Genomic DNA, 22,905 nt, shown 5'->3' with positions numbered 1-22,905 from the left:
AACTAAACAGCAGCTCTAAAGGGGCTTTTGCTTTTTAGAGAGAAATTTTAAGAACGTAATTTACAGTCTCTGTAAAAGTAATCTTCAATTGTATTTTTCTTGATATCTAAACTATTTAAATCTTTATTTTGTGACCGTTTTGTGACCAAACAGAATTATACTAAATCTCAAAATTAGTAGTAAAATACTGTATTTTAAATATTTGGAGAATTAAAACAAGTTTTGCTATAATTTGGGAGATTGTACAAACAATATTACAAAAAATTAAATTTGTAGAATCCTTTTTAAATATCTTTCATATTCTGACAAAGATGGGAGTAGGAGGTACATATTCAATGAAAAAAGGCAGAAATTTATGGAACCGTATCGTAAGTCTTGCGCTGACGGTGGGCATGATCGCTACGATGGCACCGATGACCGCTTTTGCACAGGATACTGCACAATCGGCATCCTCGTCTGCAACTTCTTCAGAAAAGCAAAAGACCCAACATATTATACGGTGGAGTTTTATGCAGATGAAGCTGAGAGTCAGTTGATTTCCTCTCAGCAGATTGAAAAAGGAGGAACTGCACTAGAGCCGCGGGTATCTGGAAAAGATGGCTATTGCTTTACCGGTTGGGATCAATCTTTTTCCAATATCACTGAAAATTTGAAAATTCATGCACAATATCGTGTACTCGCTAAATATAAAGTTACCATTAATTATGTTTTTGGCGATGGTACAATGGCCTCTCCCTCTTATGTGGCGGAAGTTGAACAGGGAAAGGATTTTACTGCAAATGTAAAATCTCCTGCTATTACCGGATTTACGCCGGACAGAGCTGCTGTTAGTTTGAATGTGAGCAGCATTGCAGCAAATGTAACAGAAAAAGTCACCTATACGTCAGGGATGCAGACTTATACTGTAAAGCATCTGTTTCAGAATGAAGAAGGAACAGATTATATTGTGAATGACAGCTTGACGCAAACGCTTTCGGGAGAGGCTGGCAATCAGACTGATGCGAAAGCGAAAACAGTCGAAGGATTTACCCCTCAGTCTGTAACGCAGACTTCGATTGCTCCGGACGGAAGTACAATTGTTGAAATTTTCTATGATCGTAATCAATATACTTTAAGCTATGATACGGATGGCGGCAGTTATATTGATCCGGTTATTTACCGTTACGGACAGGCGATTGCTCAACCTCAAAATCCTACAAAGACCGGTTATGAGTTCGATGGATGGAATGAATCCTATTCGACGATGCCGGCGCAGGATATTACCTTGACCAGTAAATGGAAAGCTACCGAAGTTAAGTATACGGTAGTTTATTGGAAAGAAAATGCCGATGACGACGGATATTCTTATGACAGTAAGGTAGAACGCAGCGGCTTAACAGGAACGGATGCGGATTATGATGCTCTTAATGAACCTGGGTTCGAATTAAATCAGGAAAAAACAGATGAGAGCGCAGTGACTGTTTCAGGCGAAGGAACGACGATCCGGAATGTTTATTATCAGCGCAAGACCTATACACTCACTTTTGAAATTTATAAGAACAGTTGGTGGAGTGGTAGCTGGCAGGCTGTTTATACCCATACCGATATCAAATATCAGCAGTCCCTTCAAAAATGGTGGGATGAAGCGAGTGCCCAAAATAGTGATTATCTTTGGTATACTTCCAAACATGGAGATACTTTTTATACAGCAGCCCCCACAATGCCGGAAGGCGGTTTGACGGTATATGGGCAAAAATCGGATGGCTCGAGCACTATTTATTATTATGAGTATGGAACGGATCATCAAATTCATGATCCTTTTGAAGTGAAAAGAGATAGCGATTGGAATTTTACAAATGAAGACTTTATTGATCTTCCGGGCTTTACTTATAACTCTAATCGTTATGGGGATTCGGATGACTACTATATTTACTACACGCGCAATTCTTATGACCTTGAGTTTATTACCAATGGAGGGCCAGCGGTCGGTGATGTAACCAGTATCCCATATGAGCAGGATATCTCCAATCAGGCACCTCAAAATTACCAGGTTGGAATAACCACGAAAACAGAAAATGGGAGGACTCTGTACTTTGCAGGCTGGTATGACAATGAAGCCTTAGCCGGAGATGCTTATACATTTGAAGGAAAAACCATGCCGGCAAAAGATTTGCTTTTATATGCAAAATGGGTGCCTAAACAAGTAACGGTTACTTTTGACACCCTGGGCGGAACCCAAATTGATTCTCAAACTTTTACAGCCGGCGGAACAGCCCAAAAACCGGAAGATCCAATTCGCGGAACGGATACGTTTAAAGGCTGGACCAGAAATGGAGTACCTTTTAGCTTTTCAACTCAGATTATAGAAGATACAACGCTTCGGGCAAATTACAGCACCAATACGACTGATACCTATACTATTAAATATGTAGATGCAGACGACCCTACAAAAGAGATCGCTCCTTCCGATACCGGCAGCGGTCAGCCGAACAGCACGGTTACGGTTTCTGCAAAAGCAATTGATGGATATCAGCCTGTCGTTACGAGTACCAGCGTGGTTTTGAATCGTGATCAGATTGAAATTAAACTAGCCTATAAAAAGCTGGATAACTGGAGCTATACGATTCATTATAAGGATACTTCGGGGACTCAGATCGCAGCAGATACCACCGGTACTTCTAGTGCTGCTTCTATGGTCGTTTTTTATCAGGCAATTGGGGGGTATCAGGTTCAGGATACTTCTGCAGTCCTTACAAAAGAAAATCATGAATATACGTTTGTCTATGACAAAATGGAACTCTATTCCGTTTACTATCAGATGGAAAATCTGGACGGCAGCTATACAACGTTTAAAACGCTGATTGGAAACCAGCTTCAATCTGCCCCAGAAAAGATTCCAACAGTTGCATATGACGAAAAAGAGTATACTCCAAATGCCAACAATCCGCAGACTATTTCAGGAGGAGTACAGTACGTAAAATTCGATCTTAGAAGCTATACCATTACTTATCACTATAATAGCGTTGACGGTGAAATTTATAAGACCGACAGTTATAAGGTCGGGCAGTCTGTTACAGCGGAGCCGATGCCGGCAGAAGAAGGATATCATTTCAGCGGTTGGTTTGGAATGGTTGTTACGATGCCCTCTAATAATGTCGATGTCTACTGCAGTAGAGCAATTGACCAGTATACCGTGAATTTTGCAGTAAAATCGGGAAGCGAAACTTATGGAAGCCTTGATAAGTCAAGTGCAACCGTTGATTATCAGAATTCACTTAAATCTGATGATATTCCGACTACGCTGCCCAACAATGAATGTTATTTTGTAGAATGGCAGAATCAGAACGGTCAAAAGGTGACCGTCGATGAAATGACGAGCGCAAAAGTAACCGGCAATACTACTTATTATGCAGTGTTTTCCCATAATGGAAATATGAATGCCGGAGTAAGTGCTCCTAATGTAGTAAAAACTTATGATGGTCACGCTTATGGAATCGCAGTGGCGCTTTCCGGAGATGCTGAGGGCGCCGATGTTCGGTATATGGACGAAAACGGGAACTACACACTCACGCAGAGCCCCTCTTTTACTCACGTAAAAAGAAATTCCGCAGAGGGTGTGGAATCTTATGCGGTCAGTTATCAGGTGACTAAAGACCATTACACAGCTTATTATGGCTCTGCAACTGTAACCATCAATCCGGCTGTTTTGACTGCAGCTTACCATGGAAAAACGATCAACTATGCTGATCTCGAAAGTTATGATCCGCAGACGGATGTTGTGGTTTCTGGATTCGTTAATCATGAAACGGCTTCTACAGCATTGGAATACACTGCACCGACCGTTATAAAACCAACAGTGTCTGGATCACATACATTGATGCCTTCTGGTGGAAAAGCAAATGATTATAATTTCCAGTATGAAAGCGGAACCCTTACGGTCGATCAGGCACAGCGCAACCTAACAGTTACCGGAGGAACCTTCACGTATGACGGAAATGAGCATGGTGTCACTTATGAAATCACACCTGTTTCCGGAGCTACTGATGAGATTTTCTATAGTACGGACGGAACAACATGGCAGTCTGATCCAATTGTGCAGAAAGACGTTGGTTCTGTAACCGTTTATGTGGAAGCTAAGAGCAGTGATCCAAATTACGCACCTGTGATTGGCAGTGCGGCTGTGACGATTAATCCAAAGCCTTTGACAGGAACCTTTACGGCAAGAAAGACTTATGACGGAACCGCAGAAGCAAAAGACTTTTTGAGCAAGATGATCGTGACCGGAGCGGTTAGTGGAGATGAGATTCAGTATAACACCGACCATGTTACAGCAGTATTCGATAATCAGAATGCTGGTTCCAATAAAGCTTTGACCATCGAAGGAGTGGAGCTGAGCGGAGATAGCGCCAAAAATTATACACTTTCTGTAAGTGGAACTGGTGTGATTGATCCAAAGGAGCTTTCGGTCAGCGCCTACGCAGAAGATAAAGTTTATGACGGAAGTACCAATGCCAAAGGGACTTTTGGAAGTCTTCAAGGGATCATCGGAAATGATCAGGTTACGGTAAGCGGTGGGAATTTCCAATTTGAGGATAAGAATGTTGGAACAGATAAAACTGTTGCCGTGAACGGGATTACACTTTCCGGAAACGATTGCGGCAATTATTTTATTAAAGGCACAGCGTCTGCTACGGCAAATATTACTGCAAAAGAACTGGCTTTAATAGTTTCTGCCGACAATAAATCTTATGATGGTACAACGCATGCAACTGGGGCTGTCACAGTTTTGGATAGAATTATAGGAGAAGACGATGCTGCATTTAATTTTTCAAAACTCAGTTTCCAATTTGATACGGCTGATGTTGGAACCGATAAAGAAGTTACAATTTCAGGAATTACTCTTGATGGAAAAGATGCTGGAAATTATGTAATGCCTGAAGTGCTTTCAACAAAAGCAAATATTACTCCTCTCTTGGTAACGGCCAATATCAAAGTAAGTGATAAGGAATATGACGGAAATACGAATGCAGCGATTGAGTCCAGTGAATTTAGTGCTTCTGATCGAGTAAAGCAGCTACTTAATGAAGCGGGAGTTACCATTAATACAGAGAATGCAGAAGCGAATTTCTCTGATAAAAATGTCGGAGAAGGAAAGATGGTTGCGGTAACAGGAATTGCTCTTGCCAATAATGCAAAAGGGGATTTTGCACTGATTTCTGCAGAGGATACCACAACCGCAAATATCACTGCGAAACCGGTAACTATTGCAATTACAGCTGCTGATAAACCATACGATGGAAATCAAACGGCGACTCTTACCGGAGCTTCGTGCGATGGTTTGATCCAAAATGATCAGGTAGAAGTCAGCTGGGAGAAAGCAACGGCCACTTTTGACGATGAGCAGGTGGGAACAAACAAAACGGTGACCGCCCATGGAGTTGGATTAATAGGCAGTGATGCTAAAAATTATCAGCCAACTGTTGAAACAACAGAAGCCAGCATTACAAAACGTGCTTTAAAACTTGGAACGGATGTCGTTTTGTCCGCGAAAGATAAGATTTATGACAGCACGGTAAATGCTGACGGAGTCATAGCTTTTAATACAATGAACCTTCTTGATTCCGATAAGGCCGGTGGAATGGCTGACATCTCAAAAATTTCGGTGACAGCAGATTTCGCTTTTGCGGATAAAAACCAGGGCACAGATAAAACAGTCAATGTTACCAATATCAAGCTGGGTGGTTCTTCGGCAGGCAATTATGAACTTCTGGACGAAAATGGAAATCCACTGAATAAAGCATCGATTACAGCGACAATTAATCCGCGTCCGGTCACCATAACGGTGAATGTGGATTCAAAACCATATGATGGCACCACTGATGCAGATGGCAAAATCGTAAGCGTCGACGGAATCCTTGATAATGAAGTAACAGCGTCACTTGATTCTCTTACTTTTGTGGATCCGAATGCCGGCACCGATAAAGATGCAAATGCAGTGATTACCCTTAAAAAGAATGAGCTTGGAAATTATATTTTAAATCCAGTTGCTGCAAAAGGAATCATTACAAAACTGGAAGTCACATTGACGTTGACTCCAATTGATCGTCCCTATGATGGTACTAATGTAGTGGAAGTCACTGCCTCTCATAATCTGGATGAGGTTAAAATCGGAAATGATGATGTAGCGTTAAGCAATGTACCGATTACAGGGAACGTTGCAGCAGATGCGTCTGAAACTGCAAAAGAAGTTTCGTTTGCATCCAATCCGACTTTGACGGGAGCGCAAAGCGAAAACTATACGCTGACGGTGATAAAAAATCCCGTTGTAATCAGCAAACGTTCGGCTACGATTGTTGGAGAGACGGAGAGCAAAGTTTATTCTGGAAGTGAACAGTCCATTACGACTGCAAAAATTTCTGATGAAACACCGCTTGTTTCCGGTCAGACCCTGAGCGGGTATTCCTATTCTGCAAAGGGAACAGATAAGGGTGTTTATAAGGGAACATTCCAGAATGAAAACACCAAAATTACAGAAAACGGGACAGATGTAACCGAAAATTATTCGATCGAATATGTTCCTGGAACCCTTTCAATCGAAGCAAAATTGCTTACTGCTGCAGATATCAGTTTGCAGGCAGAAAATAAGATTTATGATGGCAGTGATGAGGAACCGAAGTATACATTAACCGTTAAGACGGTTGATGGGGAAAAAGTTCAGGTCGAAGCCCAAAGTGTGAAGTTTTCTGACAAAGACGTTTCTTATGATGGCGGTAATGTTGTAGATAAAGATGTAACAGCAGCAGGGCTAAAATTGATAGGGGATGCTTCTTCTAATTATCAGCTGTCAATTGATAACATTACAGCAAAAGCAAAGATCACTCCAGCTAAGGCTGCAGTAAGTGCAGATTCCAAAACAAAGACTTACGGAGATTCCGATCCGGAATTAACAGCGACTGTCACCGGAACGATTCCTGGTGAGACACTGGAATATTCTCTCAGCCGTGATCCGGGAGAAGACGCGCAGACTTATGGAATTCATGTAGCCCTTACCGGCAGTTCTGCAGTCCCCGGAAACTATCAAATCAGTACACAGGACAGCACTTTAACAATTTATCCTTATCAGATCACTGAAGAAAATTTTAAGTTCAAAGCTTCGGATAAAGTTTATGATGGAAACAGAACAGCTCCCCAATATACAATTACGGTAAAAGACCTGCCAAATCAGGATCAGCTGACTGCGGCTGCTGGAGATGTTTTGTTTAACAGTGCAAATGTTGATGCTGCGAAAGAGGTAGAAGCGACTCACCTTAACCTCAGTGGAGCTGCAGCGAAAAATTATCAGTTGCCGGAAACGCTTACCTTGAAGGCACCTGCAAAGATCACTCCTACAAAAATTACAATCATTGGCCATTCGAATAGCTTCGTTTATAATGGAACAGAGCAAACAGTCAGTGGTGCAGATGTTACAGGAATTTTGGAAGGATACAGATTCACCGTTAATCCGGATACACTTTCTGTGAAACGCACAGATGTGGGAACAACCCAGATGGGGCTCACAGACAGTATGACATATGATATCTACAATGTTGCTTCTAACAGCACCAATGAAAAAGAAAATGACCCAATCACAGGGGCGGTAATGACCAGTTATTATCGCAATAACTATCGGCTTTCAGTAACGGATGGAGCAATTACTATTACTGCGGCTCCGGTAATTCCGCCGGTAGTCCCGCCCGTAACCCCACCAACGGTTCCTCCAACAACACCTACGATCAATAACCATATACCGACAGGAACGACGCCGAATGGTGCGACTCCGGTAGCTCCAGCTCCTGCCCCGGCTCCAGAAATTGTAACAGAGGGAACGACAACAGTGCCTGATCAGAATCCTCCCGCTGCCCAAAAAGCGGAGAAAGTACAACTTCAGGATTCTCCTGCTCCAAAGGCAGCACCAACAGAGAATTGGGCACTTCTGAATTTGATTTTTTGTATTCTGACAGTACTTGGCAGTGTAGCACTTCTGCTTACTTTCTTCTTCCGTAAGAAAAAAGAGGAAGAAAGCAGAAAGAAAGAACAAAACCAATATATCGCCTCAAGCACACAGAATGATCAGGAAAACAAAGACCAAGTGAAACGTCATGGAGTATGGCGCTTTATCAGCTTGATTCCGTCAGTTGGTTCTATCATTGCATTTGTTCTTACAGAAAATATGAGCAATCCAATGGCTATTTTTGATCAGTGGACAGTAATGATGGCAGTTATTGCTGTGATTCAAGTCGCAATTATGATCCTTTCTAAGAAAAGATACGACAAAGAAGATCATGACAACGACCAAAAAAGAAATGCGAATGCGTAATTCCAATTAAAACAAAAAATCATTCTTTGTAAAAATGAAGAGCAGCCGCTTTGAATCCTGAAGCGGCTGCTTTCTTTTTTTATATATTTTAAAATAAACTTGTCTTCTTGCATATTTAAAATAAATTTTATATAATGAAAAAAGAAAATAATTTACAAAATATTCCAAAAGTAACCAAATCTATTTTCAGGATGGAAAGGTGGGAGCAGAGTGGAACCATTTAAGGTTACGATGTTTGGTGAATTTAGCGTTTGCTGGAAAAACCATTGGATTGTAGAAGCAGGTACGCGCCTTAATAAACCTTTTGAGGTGTTGATTTTGCTTTTTCAAAAGCGCGATCTGAGAATTTCTAATGAAGAATTAATGAACCGCCTATGGAATGAAGACAGTAAAGCGGATAATCCTGCCGGAGCATTAAAATCGGCTGTTTATTTGTTGCGCAAACTATTAAAAAAGCAGACCCTGAGACGAATTTTATTTTTACAGAGGGGAAACAGTATGTTTGGAATCCGGAAATTCCGGTTCAAGTAGATTTGTGGGATTTTGAAGATATTGTATTAAAAGTAAAGTATAACGATCTTTTTGAAGAGGAAAAATTGCAGCTTTGCCGTAGAGCAATTCAGTTATATACCGGCGACTTTTTGCCGGGATTATCTGAACATCAGTGGGTAATTCAGCAGTCGATTTATTACCGCCGTTTATATATGGATGCCATTGAAATAATTAGTGATTTGCTTTTTTCAAAAGGAAGTCGGGACTATTGGAATGAATTGCTTTCTATTTGTAATCGGGCACTTTTAACAGACCCTTTTAATGAAAAGCTGTATATTCTTTTATTTAGAACCATGCAGCAGTTAGATATGAAACAGGAAATTTTAAATTATTATCCAGTTGTTTCTCAGACCTATTTTGATGAGATGGGAGAACAGATGCCTCAGATTGTGCGAAATATTTATCAATGGGCTTCCAACAGCACTTATCATACGATTAAGGATATCTATCAGATTGAACAGGATTTGGAAGAAACAATTCGCAATGAACGGCCAATTAATGGCGCTTATTTTTGTTCCTATGAAGTCTTTAAACATATTTTTCATATGATTGTGAGAAGCGCTGATCGGGAAAATAACTGTGTTATTTTAATGCTGCTTACTTTGTCATTGGAAAATGGTACGGATTTTTCTAAAGATCAATTCAATAAAACGATGGCGATGCTAAAGAAAGTCATTGAGACAACTATGCGAAAAGGAGATGTGTTCAGTCGCTATAGTCGGAATCAGTTTGTATTGATGTTGCCGGTAAAAAAGTCAAAAGACAGTAAGCAAGTTGAAAAACGTCTTCGGCAGGCATTCTTAAAACATCATCCGCCACTGCCGGTTTATTTGGAGGTTATTACAGGACTTCCGTCTTCTGTTGTTATGAATCAAAGTGAAATTAATAGAATATAGAGTAACCATTAGGGATTGATTATTGATTTAAATAAAGCAAAAATTATAAAAACTCTGCAAAAAATCATTTTAAAACGAATCTTTTTTCTTTATTTGCATTCAAATTTCGTTTGTTTTCCCGTATAATAAAAATATTCTGTTGCAGAGAAGTATCAAAATGGTTTAGGAGGAAGCTCTTATGAACTATACCCGTGATGAAGTGTTGCAATATGTAGAAGAGAATGACGTGAAATTTATTCGGATTTCGTTCTGTGATATTTTTGGCAACCAAAGAAATGTTTCTGTAATGCCTTCGGAATTGATTCGCGCGTTTGATTTAGGAATTTCATTTGATGCCAGTATGGTTCGTGGATTTCTGAATGCCAACGAATCCGATCTGTTTTTGGTTCCGGATGCCAATACGTTGACCCCTATGCCATGGCGCCCCTCTGAGGGGCAGGTCGTGCGCCTTTTCTGTGATATTCGTACGCCAGATGGTTCTCCTTTTGTAGGAGACTGCAGAACCTTACTGCGGAGCGCCCGTGCCCAGATCCTCGATGAATTTGGATTGGTCTGCAAAGCGGGAACTGAATGCGAATTTTATCTTTTTCAGACAAATGAAGATGGAAATCCGACTTTGATTCCTCAGGATCATGGAACCTATTGTGATGTAGCACCAAATGATAAAGGGGAGAATGTCAGACGGCAAATTTGTCTCAGTCTTGAAGAGATGGGAATGCGCCCCGAAAGCAGCCGCCATGAGCTTGGACCAGGGCAAAATGAGATTGATTTTAAATATAGTGATATTTTAACAGCTGCCGACCGCTTGGTTGCTTTTAAAGCGGCTGTTAAATCGATTGCTGCTGCAGGAGGGCTCTATGCAACCTTTATGCCAAAACCGCTGGAGAATGAAAGCGGGAGTGGGCTTCATATCAATCTTTCTCTTTACTGCGATGGAGAAAACCTTTTTAAACTCGACCCTGGTGAGCATAACCCCATTGCAGAGAGCTTTTTGGCGGGCATTCTGCGCCGAATTCGCGAGATTACCTGCTTTTTGAATCCGGTTCCAAATTCTTATGCAAGGTTTGGAAATTTTGAAGCGCCAAAATATGTGAGCTGGTCTCATCAGAATCGTTCGCAGCTGGTACGAATTCCAGCTTCTTGGGGCTCTTATGCTCGTATGGAACTGAGAAGTCCAGATCCGGGCTGCAGCCCTTATCTAAGCTTTGCGCTGCTCCTTTATGCCGGCATGGAAGGAATTCGAGAGAAGCTGCCTCTCTGTGAGCCGGAGAATCGAAACCTCTTTACCGCCTCTCAGAAAGAATTGCAGCATTTAGAGATGCTTCCGGAAAGTCTGGAAGAAGCATTGGATCTTGCAGAAAAGAGCGAATTTGTTCATCGCTATGTTCCGAGTCCCCTTTTGAACTGTTATCTTACAGAAAAACGTAAGGAATGGGAAAAATATCTAACCTGTGGTGATACTAGAAAATACGAGATGGAAACTTATTTTTTGCGCATGTAAAAAAGATTTTTTAATAAAAAATCAAAGGAAAAGGGGATGAAGGGTGGATAGCGTATTGATTGTGTCCAGTACGAGTAAAGGACAAAAATATTTCTCGGATTTTTTGAATGCACATGAATTTAACCGTATTGGAATTGCAGCTTCCGGCGGAGAAGCCCGTAGAATCCTCTTGGAAATGCCATATGATTTAGTTGTAATCAATGCCCCTTTAAGAGATGAATTCGGGCACGAATTGGCGATCGATTTGAGTAACACGACTTCTGCTGGTGTTTTGATGGTCGTTAAAAGTGAGCTGGCAGATTCTGTATCGCTTCGTGTGGAAGATGAAGGCGTTATCGTTGTTTCGAAGCCAATTAACAGAACAATCTTTTATCAGTCTTTGCGTCTGTCTTTGATTGCCAATAAGCGCCTTGCAATTTTGCAAAAAGAGAACAGTCGTCTGCAGAAAAAAGTCAGTGAGCTGAGAGAAGTTGGCAGAGCAAAATGTGCTTTGGTACAGTATCGTCATTTGACGGAACAGGAGGCCCATCACTTTATTGAAAAACAGGCGATGGATCAGCGGCTTTCTGTCTTAGACATTGCAGAAGATATCCTGAGAACTTACGAAGGATGAAATATTTTTATAAAAAGGCTCTGGAAAAGTAATATTCCAGAGCCTTTTTGTTCGGTATAAATTTTGTCTTGTTTATACTTGAGGAAAGCACCAAATTGCTAAATCAGAAGTAAATGACAAGGAAATATCAATTTTAGCTAAAAAACAGATTGTAAGTTCTACATAAGAATCGACAGTTATTATTTGATTTTTTATAAGTTGTTATGGTAATATAAAAAGTGTTGGGCCCTATTATACTTTATTTTTTAAAGGAGTGTTGTATATGAGTTGGATCGATTTGAATTGTGATTTAGGGGAAAGCTTTGGCGCTTACAAAATCGGGAGAGATCAAGAGATCATTCCATTTATTACTTCCGCAAACGTTGGTTGTGGTTTTCATGCGGGAGACCCCTGCGTAATGGACGAAACAGTAAAATTGTGCAAAAAAAATCAGGTAGCGGTAGGCGCACATCCAGGTTTTCCGGATTTAATGGGATTTGGACGCCGCAAAATGACAGTTACTCCTGCTGAGGCAAAAGCTTATGTGAAATATCAACTTGGTGCACTGCGCGCATTTTGTGATGCAAGCGGAGTCAATTTGCAGCATGTAAAGCCACACGGCGCTCTTTATAATATGGCAGGAAAAGATTATAACCTTGCGCGTGGAATTGCCGAGGGAATTTATGAAGTTGATCCTAAATTGATTCTGATGGCTCTTTCCGGCAGTCAGATGATTCGTGCAGCTTCTGATATTGGGTTGCGTGCAGCAAGTGAAGTCTTTGCAGACCGTGCTTATCAGGCGGATGGCAGCCTTGTTCCACGCGGAACTCCGGGAGCAGTGATTCATGATGTAGACGAGTGTATCAAGAGAATTATTGGAATGGTCAAGGAGCATCAGGTGATCGCGATTACAGGGGAAACTGTGCAGCTTTGTCCACAGTCGATTTGTGTTCATGGAGATACACCGGAAGCGGTGGAATTCGTGAAAAATATTCGTAAAAGCCTGCAAAAAGAGGGAATCAAACTCTGTAATTTAGCCGAAGGTCTTCGCTGAATTTTCAGGAATAAGAAAGGGGGGACCCAGATGGAGAAAAAGAAATCAAATTTGGGAGTGCTTTTAGGTGCAGCTTTTATTATGGCAATTTCTTCAAGCGGACCTGGATTTTTAACGCAGACAGCAAAATTTGTCAATGATTATCATGGTGGATTTGGCTTTGTCATTTTGATTTCGATGATTCTTGCAGTTATTGTACAACTTAATGTCTGGAGAGTTTTGTGTGTTTCCGGTTTGCGTGGACAGGATGTTGCCAATAAAGTGCTGCCAGGCATGGGCTATGTCATTGCCGCACTAATTGTTCTTGGTGGGCTGGTCTTTAATATTGGAAATGTCGGGGGCGGTGCACTGGGCTTTAATGCCCTTTTGGGTGTTGATTTAAAATGGGGCTATATCATTACCTGTGCTCTCGGCGTTCTAATTTTTCTGTTTAAAAATGCTGGAAAAGCCATGGATATGCTTACCAAAGTCCTGGGCGGCATAATGATTGCTATTATCCTGATCGTTATCTTTATTGTCCAGCCTCCGGTGGGAACGGCCGTAAAAGAAACCTTTGTTCCTTCTGTTGGTTATACTACATTATTCCCTGCGATTCTGACCCTTCTGGGCGGCACCGTCGGCGGATATATTACGTTTTCCGGCGCGCATCGTTTGATTGATGCCGGAATCACCAAACAAGAACATCTTGGGCAGATAAAACAGAGTTCCGTTATGGGAATCTGCGTTGCAACGCTTGTTCGTATTCTTCTGTTCCTAGCAATTTTTGGCGTAGTAGTAAAAGGGGTTTCATTGGATCCTTCTAATCCTGCTGCAGATGCATTTAAGCAGGGCGCCGGGGAACTTGGTTATCGCTTCTTTGGACTGGTTCTGATTTCTGCGTCAATTACTGCTGTTGTGGGTGCAGCCTATACTTCCGTTTCTTTTCTGAAAACACTGAGCAAAACAGTTGCAAAACACGAGAAATGGTTTATAGTCGGATTTATTGTACTCTCCACTCTTGTAATGGAGGTGATTGGCCAGCCAGCACAACTTCTGGTTTTGGCAGGTGCACTCAATGGATTGATCCTTCCGTTGACTTTGGGAATTTGTCTGGTCGCTTCGCAGAAACCGGAAATTATGGGAGAAAGCTATCATCATCCGAAAGTCCTTTTGGTTCTTGGTATTGTTGTTGTGATTCTTTCCGCTTATCTGGGAATAACTTCTCTGGGTAAGCTCTTTGCATAGGAGAGGAGAAAATAAAAAATCATGAATGAAAAAGCGCGTTATTTGATTGCAGGGGATTCCAGTATTGTCGTCGAATTCGGAAATGAAATTTCTGAAGAAATCAGTGCGAAAGTACGCGGAATGTATTTGGCAATCGAGCAAAAGAAGTTCCCGTTTATTAAGGCAATGAATCCGACTTATCGGTCTCTGTTGGTGCAGTATGATCCGCTGCAGTGCTCTTATGAGGAGATCTTAGGAACCTTACAAGGATTGGAAGAAAATCTTCAGAATATGGATCTTCCAAGTCCGAATATTTTGGAAATACCAACGCTTTATGGCGGAGAACTTGGACCGGATCTTGGATTTGTATGTGAACATAGCGGTCTTACAGAAGAAGAGGTCATAAAAATTCATTCCGGAAGAGATTATCTGGTCTATATGTTAGGTTTTACTCCCGGATTTTCTTATCTTGGAGGGATGGACCAAAAAATCGCGACTCCTCGTCTTAAAACGCCGCGGACAAAGATTCCAGGGGGCTCCGTTGGCATTGCGGGTTCTCAGACCGGAATTTATTCGATCGATAGTCCTGGGGGCTGGCAGCTGATCGGAAAGACGCCGATTTTGCTCTATGACCCACAACGCCAACCACCAATTTTGCATCATGCGGGTGATTATATTCGGTTTGTCCCAATTGATCAAAAAGAATATCAGTCGATTGAAGAAGCTGTGAAGAACGGCACCTATGAGTATCGCTATTTTCCGAAGGAAGGAGGCACCGTAAAATGAGCAGTGTGAAAATTAAAATGGCGGGGCCTTTAACAACGATTCAGGATGAGGGCCGAATTGAATATCAGCAGTCGGGAATGTCTGTTTCCGGCGTGATGGATGATTATTCGTTTCGTGCGGCGAATCTTTTAGTAGGAAATTCGGAGACCGAAGGGGTTTTAGAATGCACCCTTTTGGGGCCGACAATGGAGTTTACCGGAGATGCAGTTTTTGCGGTAACCGGAGGAACTGCACAAGTTAAAGTGAACGGACAGCCCTCTTTTATGTGGAGAGCGATTCGCATAAAGGCTGGCGATACGGTTTCGTTTGGCATGACGACTTCCGGCACGAGACTTTATATTGCATTTGCAGGCGGGATTGATGTTCCGGAGGTTATGGGAAGCAAGTCGACTTACATGAAGGCAAAAGTCGGCGGCTTTGAAGGGCGCAATCTTAAAACCGGGGATGAACTGCAGCTTAGCGCGTCAGAGGAAGCCCTTTCAAAAATAGTTTTGAAAGAGGCTTCTCCGCGCATGATTCCTTCCTACTATCCTGAAGTAACGTTGCGTGCGGTTCTTGGACCGCAGGACGACTGCTTTACAAAAGCGGGGATTAATACTTTCTTTGGAACGCCTTATCAGGTTACCAGTGACTCTGATCGGATGGGTTATCGATTGGAGGGCGCTGTAATTGAGCACAAAAAAGGCGGAGATATCATTTCCGATGGAATTGTGATCGGTGCAGTTCAGGTTCCCGGAAACGGCAAGCCGATTATTTTAATGGCAGACCGTCAGACTACCGGCGGCTATACTAAAATTGCTACGGTGATTACGGCAGATCTTCCTTTGGTTGGACAGATGCGGCCGGGAAGTTTTATTCGGTTCCAAAAAGTAACGGTTGAAGAAGCACAGCAGGTGCTTAAAGAATATGCGGATAAGATCAAAATTTTTAAAATCTGTATGCTGAATCTTCCAGGTTAATTTTTTTAACGTATAAAAATATCCCTGTGTAGTTTTAAAATGAACTGCACAGGGATTTGTTTTATTTCAAAAAAGCTGATTAGCCGCCCAGCTGAGAGTTTTTCACATCGGTAATAAACATATGGCCAGGGGAGTGCGTAATTAGAAAACTGGGCTTTACCTGCATAGCAACTGCCTGTGGAGTAACGCCGCAGGCCCAGAAAACAGGAACTTCTCCCTCATGAATCGGGACAGGGTCTCCAAAATCCGGCTTTTGCAGATCTTTGATTCCGATATGAGCAGGATCGCCAATATGGATTGGGGTTCCATGTACCTGTGGCAAGCGCTCTGTTACCGTAACAGCTTTAACTACTTTTTCGTATGGAATCGGCCGCATGCTGACAACCATCGGGCCGTGGAAAATACCGGCTGGTTTGCATTGAATGTTCGTAATGAACATGGGTACATTGCAGCCAAGTGTGATATGGCGGACTTCAATCCCTTCTTCGATCATTGGCGCTTCAAAACTGAAGCTGCAGCCCAGAAGAAAGCTTACAAGATCCTCTCGCCAAAACTTAGAGACATCAGTATATTCGCCTTTTAGTTCTCCATGTTCATAAATGCGGTAGCGGGGAATATCCCGAGCGATATCGCTGCCTTTTGCAGTCAGCGGAAACTCTCTGGAACCGACGTCACTGACTTCCAGCACAGGGCAAGGCTTTGGATTTCGCTGTGTAAAAAGCAAAAAATCGTAAGCATATTCTTTGGGGAGAACAACAAGATTCCCTTGAGCATACCCGGCACACATGCCGGAAGTGGGAGAAGTAATCTTTCCTTCGCGAATCATTTGGCGAACCGTTTTTGGATCCTGATGATAAAAGTCCATGAAAAATCCTCCTTTATAATCAGCCATCTTACTTTGACGGCGAGCATGCAACAGGAGAAAGCTCTTTTTTAGAAAGCTCCAGATAGACTTTGGCATTTTTGCGGTTGGATTCGATTTCTTCCGGAGTCAATGGACGGACAGCACGGGCAGGAGACCCTAAAATCAGCATGCCGTCCGGAAAAGTCTTATGCATCGTAACAAGCGCTCCGGCGGCGACGATCGAATCACGCCCAATTTTGGCGCCGTTGAGGAGGATGGCACCGATCCCAATAAGACTATTCTCTCCGACCGAACACCCGTGCAGCATAGCACCGTGACCAATGCTGACGCCGTTGGCAAGATGAATGGGGTAATCTGCATCAACATGAAGAACACTTGCATCCTGAATATTCACATTTTCACCGATTCGAATGTAGGATTTATCTCCGCGTAAAACAGAACTATACCAAACGGAGGTGTTTTTACCAAGCGTAACGTCTCCGATTATATGTGCGCCGGGTGCAATATAAAAAAACTCGGACATTTTATTTTTATCCTCTTTTCTATTTTTCAGATCTATTTTATCATGCTCGAGAATAAGAAACAATCCAAAACGCGAAAACATTTGAGGGACGAAATATTAATTCTCAAAATGGTAGCACAGATAAATTCTCTTATGCTATAATAAACTCAAATATTATTTAGGAGGTAAATATGACGGATTTTTATCAGTTGGCTTCTGAGCGTCATAGCTGCAGGACCTATGAAGAAAAGACGGTAGAAAAAGAGAAAATCTTAAAATGCCTGGAAGCTGCCAGAATGGCACCTTCGGGCTGCAATAGTCAGCCATGGAGATTTGTGGTTGTTACGAATCCTGAAATGCTGCAGAAACTTTCAAAGTTGACCCAACTTTGCGGAGTCAATCACTTTACAGAACATGCTCCGGTATTGATTACCGTGTGTGAAGAGGAGGAGCCGCGCCTGCTCCCCAAGATTCAAGAGATGTTTGGAAACCATGTTTATGCGCACGGAGATTTGGGGCTCTCTACCGCATATTTAACGCTGGAGGCTGCTAGTCAGGGATTGGGCAGCTGCATTATCGGTGTCTTTGATGAAGATAAGGTAAAAGAGCTGCTCGATATTCCAAAAGGGCAGAAGCTGCGTATGATGGTAGCACTTGGTTATCCCAATGAACAAAAAATGCCGCGCAAAATTCGAAAACCAATGGAAGAAATCGCCCGGTTTGTTGAATGATAAGAATAGGTTGAGGTTGTTATCCTTTTTAGAAAATCCCATGCTGATTTTAGCATGGGATTTTTTTCTCGTTTTTGTTGACTTTTTAAAAAGTCTGCATATAATGAATATATGAACATTATCTCATATGAAAGAATGTGAAAGCTTGAAGAAGAATCAAGAAGCAGAATGCTGCGAATTTATTCATGTACATCAGGATATTGTTGACAGAGTGAATCGGGTAATGCCGGATGAGGATACCCTTTATGATCTTTCGGAATTATTTAAAATATTTGGGGATTCCACGCGTATCAAAATCTTGTATGTGCTGTTTGAGTCGGAGATGTGTGTTTGTGATATTGCACAACTTCTCCAGATGACTCAGTCTGCGATTTCTCATCAGCTTCGTGCATTGAAGCAAAGTAAGTTGGTTTCTTCCCGCAGAGAGGGGAAAACTGTATTTTATGCTCTGGCAGATTCACATGTCCGCACGATCCTTGATCAGGGCATGGAACATGTATCCGAATAAAAAGTTTCTAAGCGATTAATACTTAAAAATCCAAATTCAAAATCTAACGAAAGCGGATGATTTTATGGAGAGAGAACAAAAGAAACAATTAGTCAGAATTATCGTTAGCGGTATTTTATTTGCAGCCTCTTTTTTTCTGCCATTAGATGAAGGTGGAAAATTTATTTTTTGTTTGATTTCTTATGTTGTCATTGGGTGGGATATTTTATGGGAAGCAATCAAAAATTTAATTCACGGAAAAGTGTTTGATGAAAATTTCTTAATGGCACTTGCGACCATTGGTGCATTAGGAATCGGAAAATATGATGAAGCCGTAGAGGTTATGCTTTTCTTTCAGGTCGGCGAATTTTTTGAAGATTTTGCAGTGGATCGATCCCGTCGTTCGATTTCATCTCTTATGGATATCCGACCTGATTCGGCAAATCTGGAAAAGGACGGAGCCGTTACTTCTGTTAGTCCGGAAGAAGTGGCCGTCGGTGATGTGATTTTAATTAAAGCTGGTGAGAGGGTTCCTCTGGATGGGATTGTTTTAGAAGGAGATTCATCGCTTGATACGAAGGCGCTTACCGGAGAATCAGTTCCAAGAACTGTTAAAGTCGGGGATGCGATTATTAGTGGGTGCATTAATCAGAGTGGCCTTCTGCGGGTGCAGGTTACAAAAGTGTTTTCGGAATCTACCGTGACAAAGATCCTCGATCTTGTCGAAAATTCTAGCAGTAAAAAAGCCCCTGCCGAGAATTTTATTACGAAATTTTCTCATTACTATACACCGGCAGTCGTCTTTTCGGCATTGGCACTTTTCCTTTTGCCTCCGCTAATTACGGGTGGGCAGTGGCTTGTCTGGCTGGAACGTGCATTAACTTTTTTGGTGGTTTCTTGTCCTTGTGCGTTGGTGATTTCGATTCCCTTGAGCTTTTTTGGAGGGATTGGAGGAGCTTCCAAATGTGGAATTTTGGTTAAAGGCGGAAATTATCTGGAGGCTCTTTCTAAAGCAGAAACAGTTGTTTTTGATAAGACCGGGACTTTGACCGAAGGGACCTTTCAGGTAACGGCTGTTCATCCAGATAAAATCAGTGAAAAGCAGCTTTTGGAAATAGCTGCTTTAGCAGAGAGCTATTCAGATCATCCGATTTCTCTGTCTTTAAAAAATGCATATACCAATACTTTGGACAGCAGTCGGGTAACGGATGTAGAAGAAATCCCTGGGCATGGCGTCTGTGCAAAAGTAGATGGCAGGACTGTTTATGCTGGAAACAGCAAGTTGATGGAAAAAGAGAACATTCCATGGCATGCCTGTCATTTGACAGGAACCGTTGTGCATGTAGCAGTAGATGGTATTTATGCAGGGCATATTATTATTTCAGATCAAATTAAGCCGGATTCTGCCAAGGCAATTTCGGAGTTGAAAAAAAGTGGCATTCGCAGAACGGTCATGCTGACTGGAGATTCCGAAGCGGTCGGGGCAGCTGTTGCAAAAGAGTTAGGGCTCGACGAATATCATACCGAGTTGCTGCCGGCAGATAAAGTAGAGCAGGTCGAGAGACTTTTAAAAGAGAAATCTCCAAAGGGCCAATTAGTATTTGTTGGGGATGGAATGAATGACGCGCCGGTGCTTGCGAGAGCGGATATTGGAATTGCGATGGGAGCTTTGGGCAGTGATGCTGCGATTGAGGCAGCAGATATTGTTTTAATGGATGATCAGCCCTCTAAGATTGCAACAGCAATTTCAATTTCAAGAAAAACGCTGCAGATTGTTCGGCAGAATATTATTTTTGCGATTGGCGTAAAAATAGCAGTATTGATTTTGAGTGCTTTGGGGCTTGCAAATATGCAGGCTGCGGTTTTTGCGGATGTTGGAGTTTCAATTTTGGCTATTTTGAATGCTTCAAGAGCGCTTTCTGCAGGAAAAAGAGAAAAATAGTAAAAATATTACGAATAGGGCTTGAAATTTAAAGGCATTCACGATATAATATCAAAGTGCCTTTTGTGCCGGTGTGATGGAATTGGCAGACGTGCGGGACTCAAAATCCCGTGGTAGCGATACCGTGTGGGTTCGACTCCCACCACCGGCACCAAGCCGAAAACCCGTATGTTTGCTGAAAAGTCAGTATTCATGCGGGTTTTCTTTATGTTTATATATCTTATTATTGAGACTAAATTCTTCCGAAAAAGGGCAAAAATGCAACACGGATTTTTAGTCGATGAACATTATTTTGAATAACAAATGTGAAAGAATTTCACACATCAAAAAGCATCATCCACTATCCTTTTGCCGGACGGTAGGTGATGCTTCTTTTTAGTTGAAGATAAGTATTAAGCACAATGCGAAGACTAGGAAGATTCTGAGTGACTTCATTTGCTTATAGGCTTTATTATTCCTTAATAAGGGAATACATTTTCATATCTAAAATATTTCCGCTTTTCTCCGCGTTACTTCTAAGTGTTCCCTCATATTTGAATCCGTTTTTTTCTAAGATTCGGCATGATGCGGTATTATAGGCAAATGGTTCAGCAAAAATGCGAATAATATTCGTGTGGTCAAAGATATAGTGGCATATTTGCGTGATTGCACTGGTACCTAAGCCTTTGCCCCAAAGAGGTTCGGCTATGTAATATCCCATTTCAGCCGTGCGAAAATGAATGTTATCTTTGCGGAATACACCAATACTCCCAACAACTGTATCATTGAGAGTAATAGCAAATGCAAAAGTTTTGTCTTTGTCGGCATCTAACATTGCTTTTATAAAATCTTTCGCATCGTTTTCAGTATAAGGGTAGGGCAATCCGTCTCGAAGATTATTTTGTATGTTCCTATTATTTAGTGCTTTTGCTAGTTGGGGGGCATCTCCCGCTTTCCAATGCCTTATTTTGCATTCCATATCTGCTTCTTCTTTCAATAACATAAATTATTTCACTTAACTTTTAATGTGGAGAATATATCATGCGAAGTTCGTAATATTATTTCTCCATTCGATAATGATGGTCGGTGTATTTGCAGTAAAAATACAGACCAAAGGTAATCAGTAATATAAAGATATCAAAGGATGCCACCCCTTTGCCCAATACATAAAATCTGTTTCTAAATATAGAAGTAAAGGTTATCAGCAACAAGTCAGCGACAGCTGAGACCAATGCAAAAGATTTTGCGGCCTTATTTCTAAAGATCAGCAATATGGGTGCTAGGAACCCACATATTAAATTCGTTATCCATAAGGCCAAAAAGTGGATAGGGTAATTTGTAAAATATTTGATCACTTGATCCCCATATCCATGAGATATGTAATAGCCCTCATTATGGCTTAGCATCATAAATAGATCGTATATCCCCATCGAATACATAAACAGAAGAAACAATGCAGTCAGCCAAAAATGCCATGGCCTTTTTTTGCTCATTTTTATATCCATAATATCTATCTCCATACTAAATTTAGAAAACATAATGTACAGTGCAAATGGAAAGGGAAGACGGCACATTGTGTTTCTTGTGCAGTCATTAAGCAAAACTGCTCTCGAATTTATTGATTGGCTGTTCTTTTTTTATCTGCCGGGTTCCAAATGTTTTTGATCCAATCCACGCAGATATTTCCCATTTTTTTTCGTTCCTTCGCACATTCCTCAGGAAATTGTCTTTCGGACTTCATAAACCATCTTATTTGAGGATCACAATATTCCATCATCATGTGGCTCATGTGATCAAAACAAACGTGCCGGTGTGGATATGAAAAGTTCTTTTTATTCAATCTGTCTTCCAACTTTTCGCAGCTTTCTTTAGATGGCCAGATCGTATCAACAGAAGTCGAAAACATCAAAATCGGTGCTTTGATTTTCTCAACCGGAATGATTGATTCCGGAACAACAGCTTTGCCGGTATTCACTTCGAGAAGATTAAACTCTTTGGTTTTCCACAGTGTTTTTCCCATGCCGAACTTTCTCTTTTTATATGGAGTAAATGGGAGTTCTTTTCCTAGATAACTCCAACAGGATGTGCCGGAAGGTCTATTCGAAATGATTCCTTCACTGTAAAACCAAGACGGCGTTTTAACGATCACGCAAGACAGTTCCGGATATGCAATAGCAGCTGCCAGTGCATATTCCGCACCTTTTGAGACCCCCTCAACTGCAATGTTTTTATAGTTGTTTCTCTGAAGCCAAATGATAGCGTCATAAATTCTTTCAAGCGGAATTCTGTCAAGATTCCGTTGGGAGTTCTTCGTTTTGAATAAGCCAAGTGCTAGCGCCGGAATATTGTGATCTTGCAGAAAATGTGCGAGCTTTTCTGTATGATTCAGTCCGCCTTCGCTGCCAGACATGACGATTACAACTTTATTTTTTTCTTTGGAAACTGGATACATGACTCCATCCCAGATTTTCTCATGCACTTCGTATTCTTTCATACGACCACTCTTTCTAGATTCTCACAG

The 22,905-nt window shown here is 41.6% G+C and carries 16 protein-coding genes and 1 tRNA gene; 13 read left to right on the top strand and 4 right to left on the bottom strand.

Translation table 11 applies throughout. The features are described 5' to 3' along the window. Window positions 1-355 precede the first annotated feature (355 nt). From OP489_RS07230 to OP489_RS07190, 9 genes are all read left to right on the top strand, one after another. A complete protein-coding gene (locus tag OP489_RS07230; RefSeq protein WP_266161265.1) occupies window positions 356-8,335 on the top strand; it encodes a YDG domain-containing protein in 7,980 nt (2,659 codons plus the stop codon). A 210-nt stretch (window positions 8,336-8,545) separates the two neighbouring features. Further along, window positions 8,546-8,866 carry a winged helix-turn-helix domain-containing protein gene (locus tag OP489_RS07225; RefSeq protein WP_266161264.1) on the top strand — a complete coding sequence of 107 codons (321 nt, stop codon included), beginning with the start codon at window positions 8,546-8,548 and terminating at the stop codon, window positions 8,864-8,866. A 2-nt stretch (window positions 8,867-8,868) separates the two neighbouring features. Next, on the top strand, window positions 8,869-9,783 hold the full coding sequence (locus OP489_RS07220; protein ID WP_266161263.1) for a bacterial transcriptional activator domain-containing protein: 915 nt from the start codon (window positions 8,869-8,871) through the stop codon (window positions 9,781-9,783). 178 nt (window positions 9,784-9,961) lie between these two features. Continuing rightward, a complete protein-coding gene (locus OP489_RS07215; RefSeq protein WP_266161261.1) occupies window positions 9,962-11,284 on the top strand; it encodes a glutamine synthetase family protein in 1,323 nt (440 codons plus the stop codon). A gap of 43 nt (window positions 11,285-11,327) precedes the next feature. Continuing rightward, a complete protein-coding gene (locus OP489_RS07210; protein ID WP_266161259.1) occupies window positions 11,328-11,897 on the top strand; it encodes an ANTAR domain-containing response regulator in 570 nt (189 codons plus the stop codon). Window positions 11,898-12,159: 262 nt separating this feature from the next. After that, window positions 12,160-12,930: a LamB/YcsF family protein gene (locus tag OP489_RS07205; RefSeq protein ID WP_266161257.1), complete on the top strand. Its 771-nt coding sequence runs from the start codon at window positions 12,160-12,162 to the stop codon at window positions 12,928-12,930. A gap of 30 nt (window positions 12,931-12,960) precedes the next feature. After that, on the top strand, window positions 12,961-14,154 hold the full coding sequence (locus OP489_RS07200) for an NRAMP family divalent metal transporter (RefSeq protein WP_266161255.1): 1,194 nt from the start codon (window positions 12,961-12,963) through the stop codon (window positions 14,152-14,154). Between the two features lie 21 nt (window positions 14,155-14,175). Next, window positions 14,176-14,919, top strand: a complete 744-nt coding sequence (pxpB, locus tag OP489_RS07195) for a 5-oxoprolinase subunit PxpB (RefSeq protein ID WP_266161254.1) — start codon at window positions 14,176-14,178, stop codon at window positions 14,917-14,919. Next, complete coding sequence (locus OP489_RS07190) at window positions 14,916-15,878, top strand: biotin-dependent carboxyltransferase family protein (protein ID WP_266161253.1); 963 nt, start codon at window positions 14,916-14,918, stop codon at window positions 15,876-15,878. The genes pxpB and OP489_RS07190 overlap by 4 nt, the downstream gene beginning before the upstream one ends. 79 nt (window positions 15,879-15,957) lie before the next feature. On the opposite strand, the gene OP489_RS07185 is transcribed toward OP489_RS07190, so the two are convergent. Together OP489_RS07185 and OP489_RS07180 are read right to left on the bottom strand one after the other, a co-directional pair. Continuing rightward, window positions 15,958-16,743 carry a putative hydro-lyase gene (locus OP489_RS07185; protein WP_180340518.1) on the bottom strand — a complete coding sequence of 262 codons (786 nt, stop codon included), beginning with the start codon at window positions 16,741-16,743 and terminating at the stop codon, window positions 15,958-15,960. Window positions 16,744-16,771: 28 nt separating this feature from the next. Then, the gene (locus OP489_RS07180; protein WP_266161251.1) at window positions 16,772-17,266 is read right to left on the bottom strand and encodes a gamma carbonic anhydrase family protein; all 495 of its coding nucleotides are present in this window, start codon (window positions 17,264-17,266) and stop codon (window positions 16,772-16,774) included. A 170-nt stretch (window positions 17,267-17,436) separates the two neighbouring features. Between OP489_RS07180 and OP489_RS07175 the strand changes: the two genes are divergently transcribed. The 4 genes from OP489_RS07175 (at window position 17,437) to OP489_RS07160 (ending at window position 20,559) form a co-directional block, all read left to right on the top strand. After that, window positions 17,437-17,976 carry a nitroreductase family protein gene (locus tag OP489_RS07175; RefSeq protein WP_266161250.1) on the top strand — a complete coding sequence of 180 codons (540 nt, stop codon included), beginning with the start codon at window positions 17,437-17,439 and terminating at the stop codon, window positions 17,974-17,976. Window positions 17,977-18,121: 145 nt separating this feature from the next. Continuing rightward, a complete protein-coding gene (locus OP489_RS07170; RefSeq protein WP_180340521.1) occupies window positions 18,122-18,484 on the top strand; it encodes a metalloregulator ArsR/SmtB family transcription factor in 363 nt (120 codons plus the stop codon). A gap of 64 nt (window positions 18,485-18,548) precedes the next feature. Further along, the gene (locus OP489_RS07165) at window positions 18,549-20,405 is read left to right on the top strand and encodes a heavy metal translocating P-type ATPase (protein ID WP_266161246.1); all 1,857 of its coding nucleotides are present in this window, start codon (window positions 18,549-18,551) and stop codon (window positions 20,403-20,405) included. 67 nt (window positions 20,406-20,472) lie between these two features. Next, a tRNA-Leu gene (locus tag OP489_RS07160) sits at window positions 20,473-20,559 on the top strand. A gap of 297 nt (window positions 20,560-20,856) precedes the next feature. Here the strand turns inward: OP489_RS07160 and OP489_RS07155 are convergent. Together OP489_RS07155 and OP489_RS07150 are read right to left on the bottom strand one after the other, a co-directional pair. Then, window positions 20,857-21,363 (bottom strand): GNAT family N-acetyltransferase, encoded by a 507-nt coding sequence (locus OP489_RS07155; RefSeq protein WP_266163497.1) that lies wholly within the window; start codon window positions 21,361-21,363, stop codon window positions 20,857-20,859. 636 nt (window positions 21,364-21,999) lie between these two features. Then, on the bottom strand, window positions 22,000-22,878 hold the full coding sequence (locus tag OP489_RS07150; protein WP_266161245.1) for an acyl-CoA thioester hydrolase/BAAT C-terminal domain-containing protein: 879 nt from the start codon (window positions 22,876-22,878) through the stop codon (window positions 22,000-22,002). Window positions 22,879-22,905: the final 27 nt, after the last annotated feature.

This window comes from Caproicibacterium sp. BJN0003 (assembly GCF_026314295.1).
Classification (GTDB): domain Bacteria; phylum Bacillota; class Clostridia; order Oscillospirales; family Acutalibacteraceae; genus Caproicibacterium.
The sequence above is the reverse complement of the archived record's forward strand: the minus strand, read 5'-3'. Positions and strand labels throughout refer to the sequence as shown.

Coding starts and splice junctions, on each gene's coding strand:
- OP489_RS07230 (WP_266161265.1), top strand. CDS start 356: ATGGAACCGTATCGTAAGTCTTGCGCTGACGGTGGGCATGATCGCTAC.
- OP489_RS07215 (WP_266161261.1), top strand. CDS start 9,962: ATGAACTATACCCGTGATGAAGTGTTGCAATATGTAGAAGAGAATGAC.
- OP489_RS07205 (WP_266161257.1), top strand. CDS start 12,160: ATGAGTTGGATCGATTTGAATTGTGATTTAGGGGAAAGCTTTGGCGCT.
- OP489_RS07200 (WP_266161255.1), top strand. CDS start 12,961: ATGGAGAAAAAGAAATCAAATTTGGGAGTGCTTTTAGGTGCAGCTTTT.
- pxpB (WP_266161254.1), top strand. CDS start 14,176: ATGAATGAAAAAGCGCGTTATTTGATTGCAGGGGATTCCAGTATTGTC.
- OP489_RS07190 (WP_266161253.1), top strand. CDS start 14,916: ATGAGCAGTGTGAAAATTAAAATGGCGGGGCCTTTAACAACGATTCAG.
- OP489_RS07185 (WP_180340518.1), bottom strand. CDS start 16,743: ATGGACTTTTATCATCAGGATCCAAAAACGGTTCGCCAAATGATTCGC.
- OP489_RS07180 (WP_266161251.1), bottom strand. CDS start 17,266: ATGTCCGAGTTTTTTTATATTGCACCCGGCGCACATATAATCGGAGAC.
- OP489_RS07175 (WP_266161250.1), top strand. CDS start 17,437: ATGACGGATTTTTATCAGTTGGCTTCTGAGCGTCATAGCTGCAGGACC.
- OP489_RS07165 (WP_266161246.1), top strand. CDS start 18,549: ATGGAGAGAGAACAAAAGAAACAATTAGTCAGAATTATCGTTAGCGGT.
- OP489_RS07155 (WP_266163497.1), bottom strand. CDS start 21,363: ATGGAATGCAAAATAAGGCATTGGAAAGCGGGAGATGCCCCCCAACTA.
- OP489_RS07150 (WP_266161245.1), bottom strand. CDS start 22,878: ATGAAAGAATACGAAGTGCATGAGAAAATCTGGGATGGAGTCATGTAT.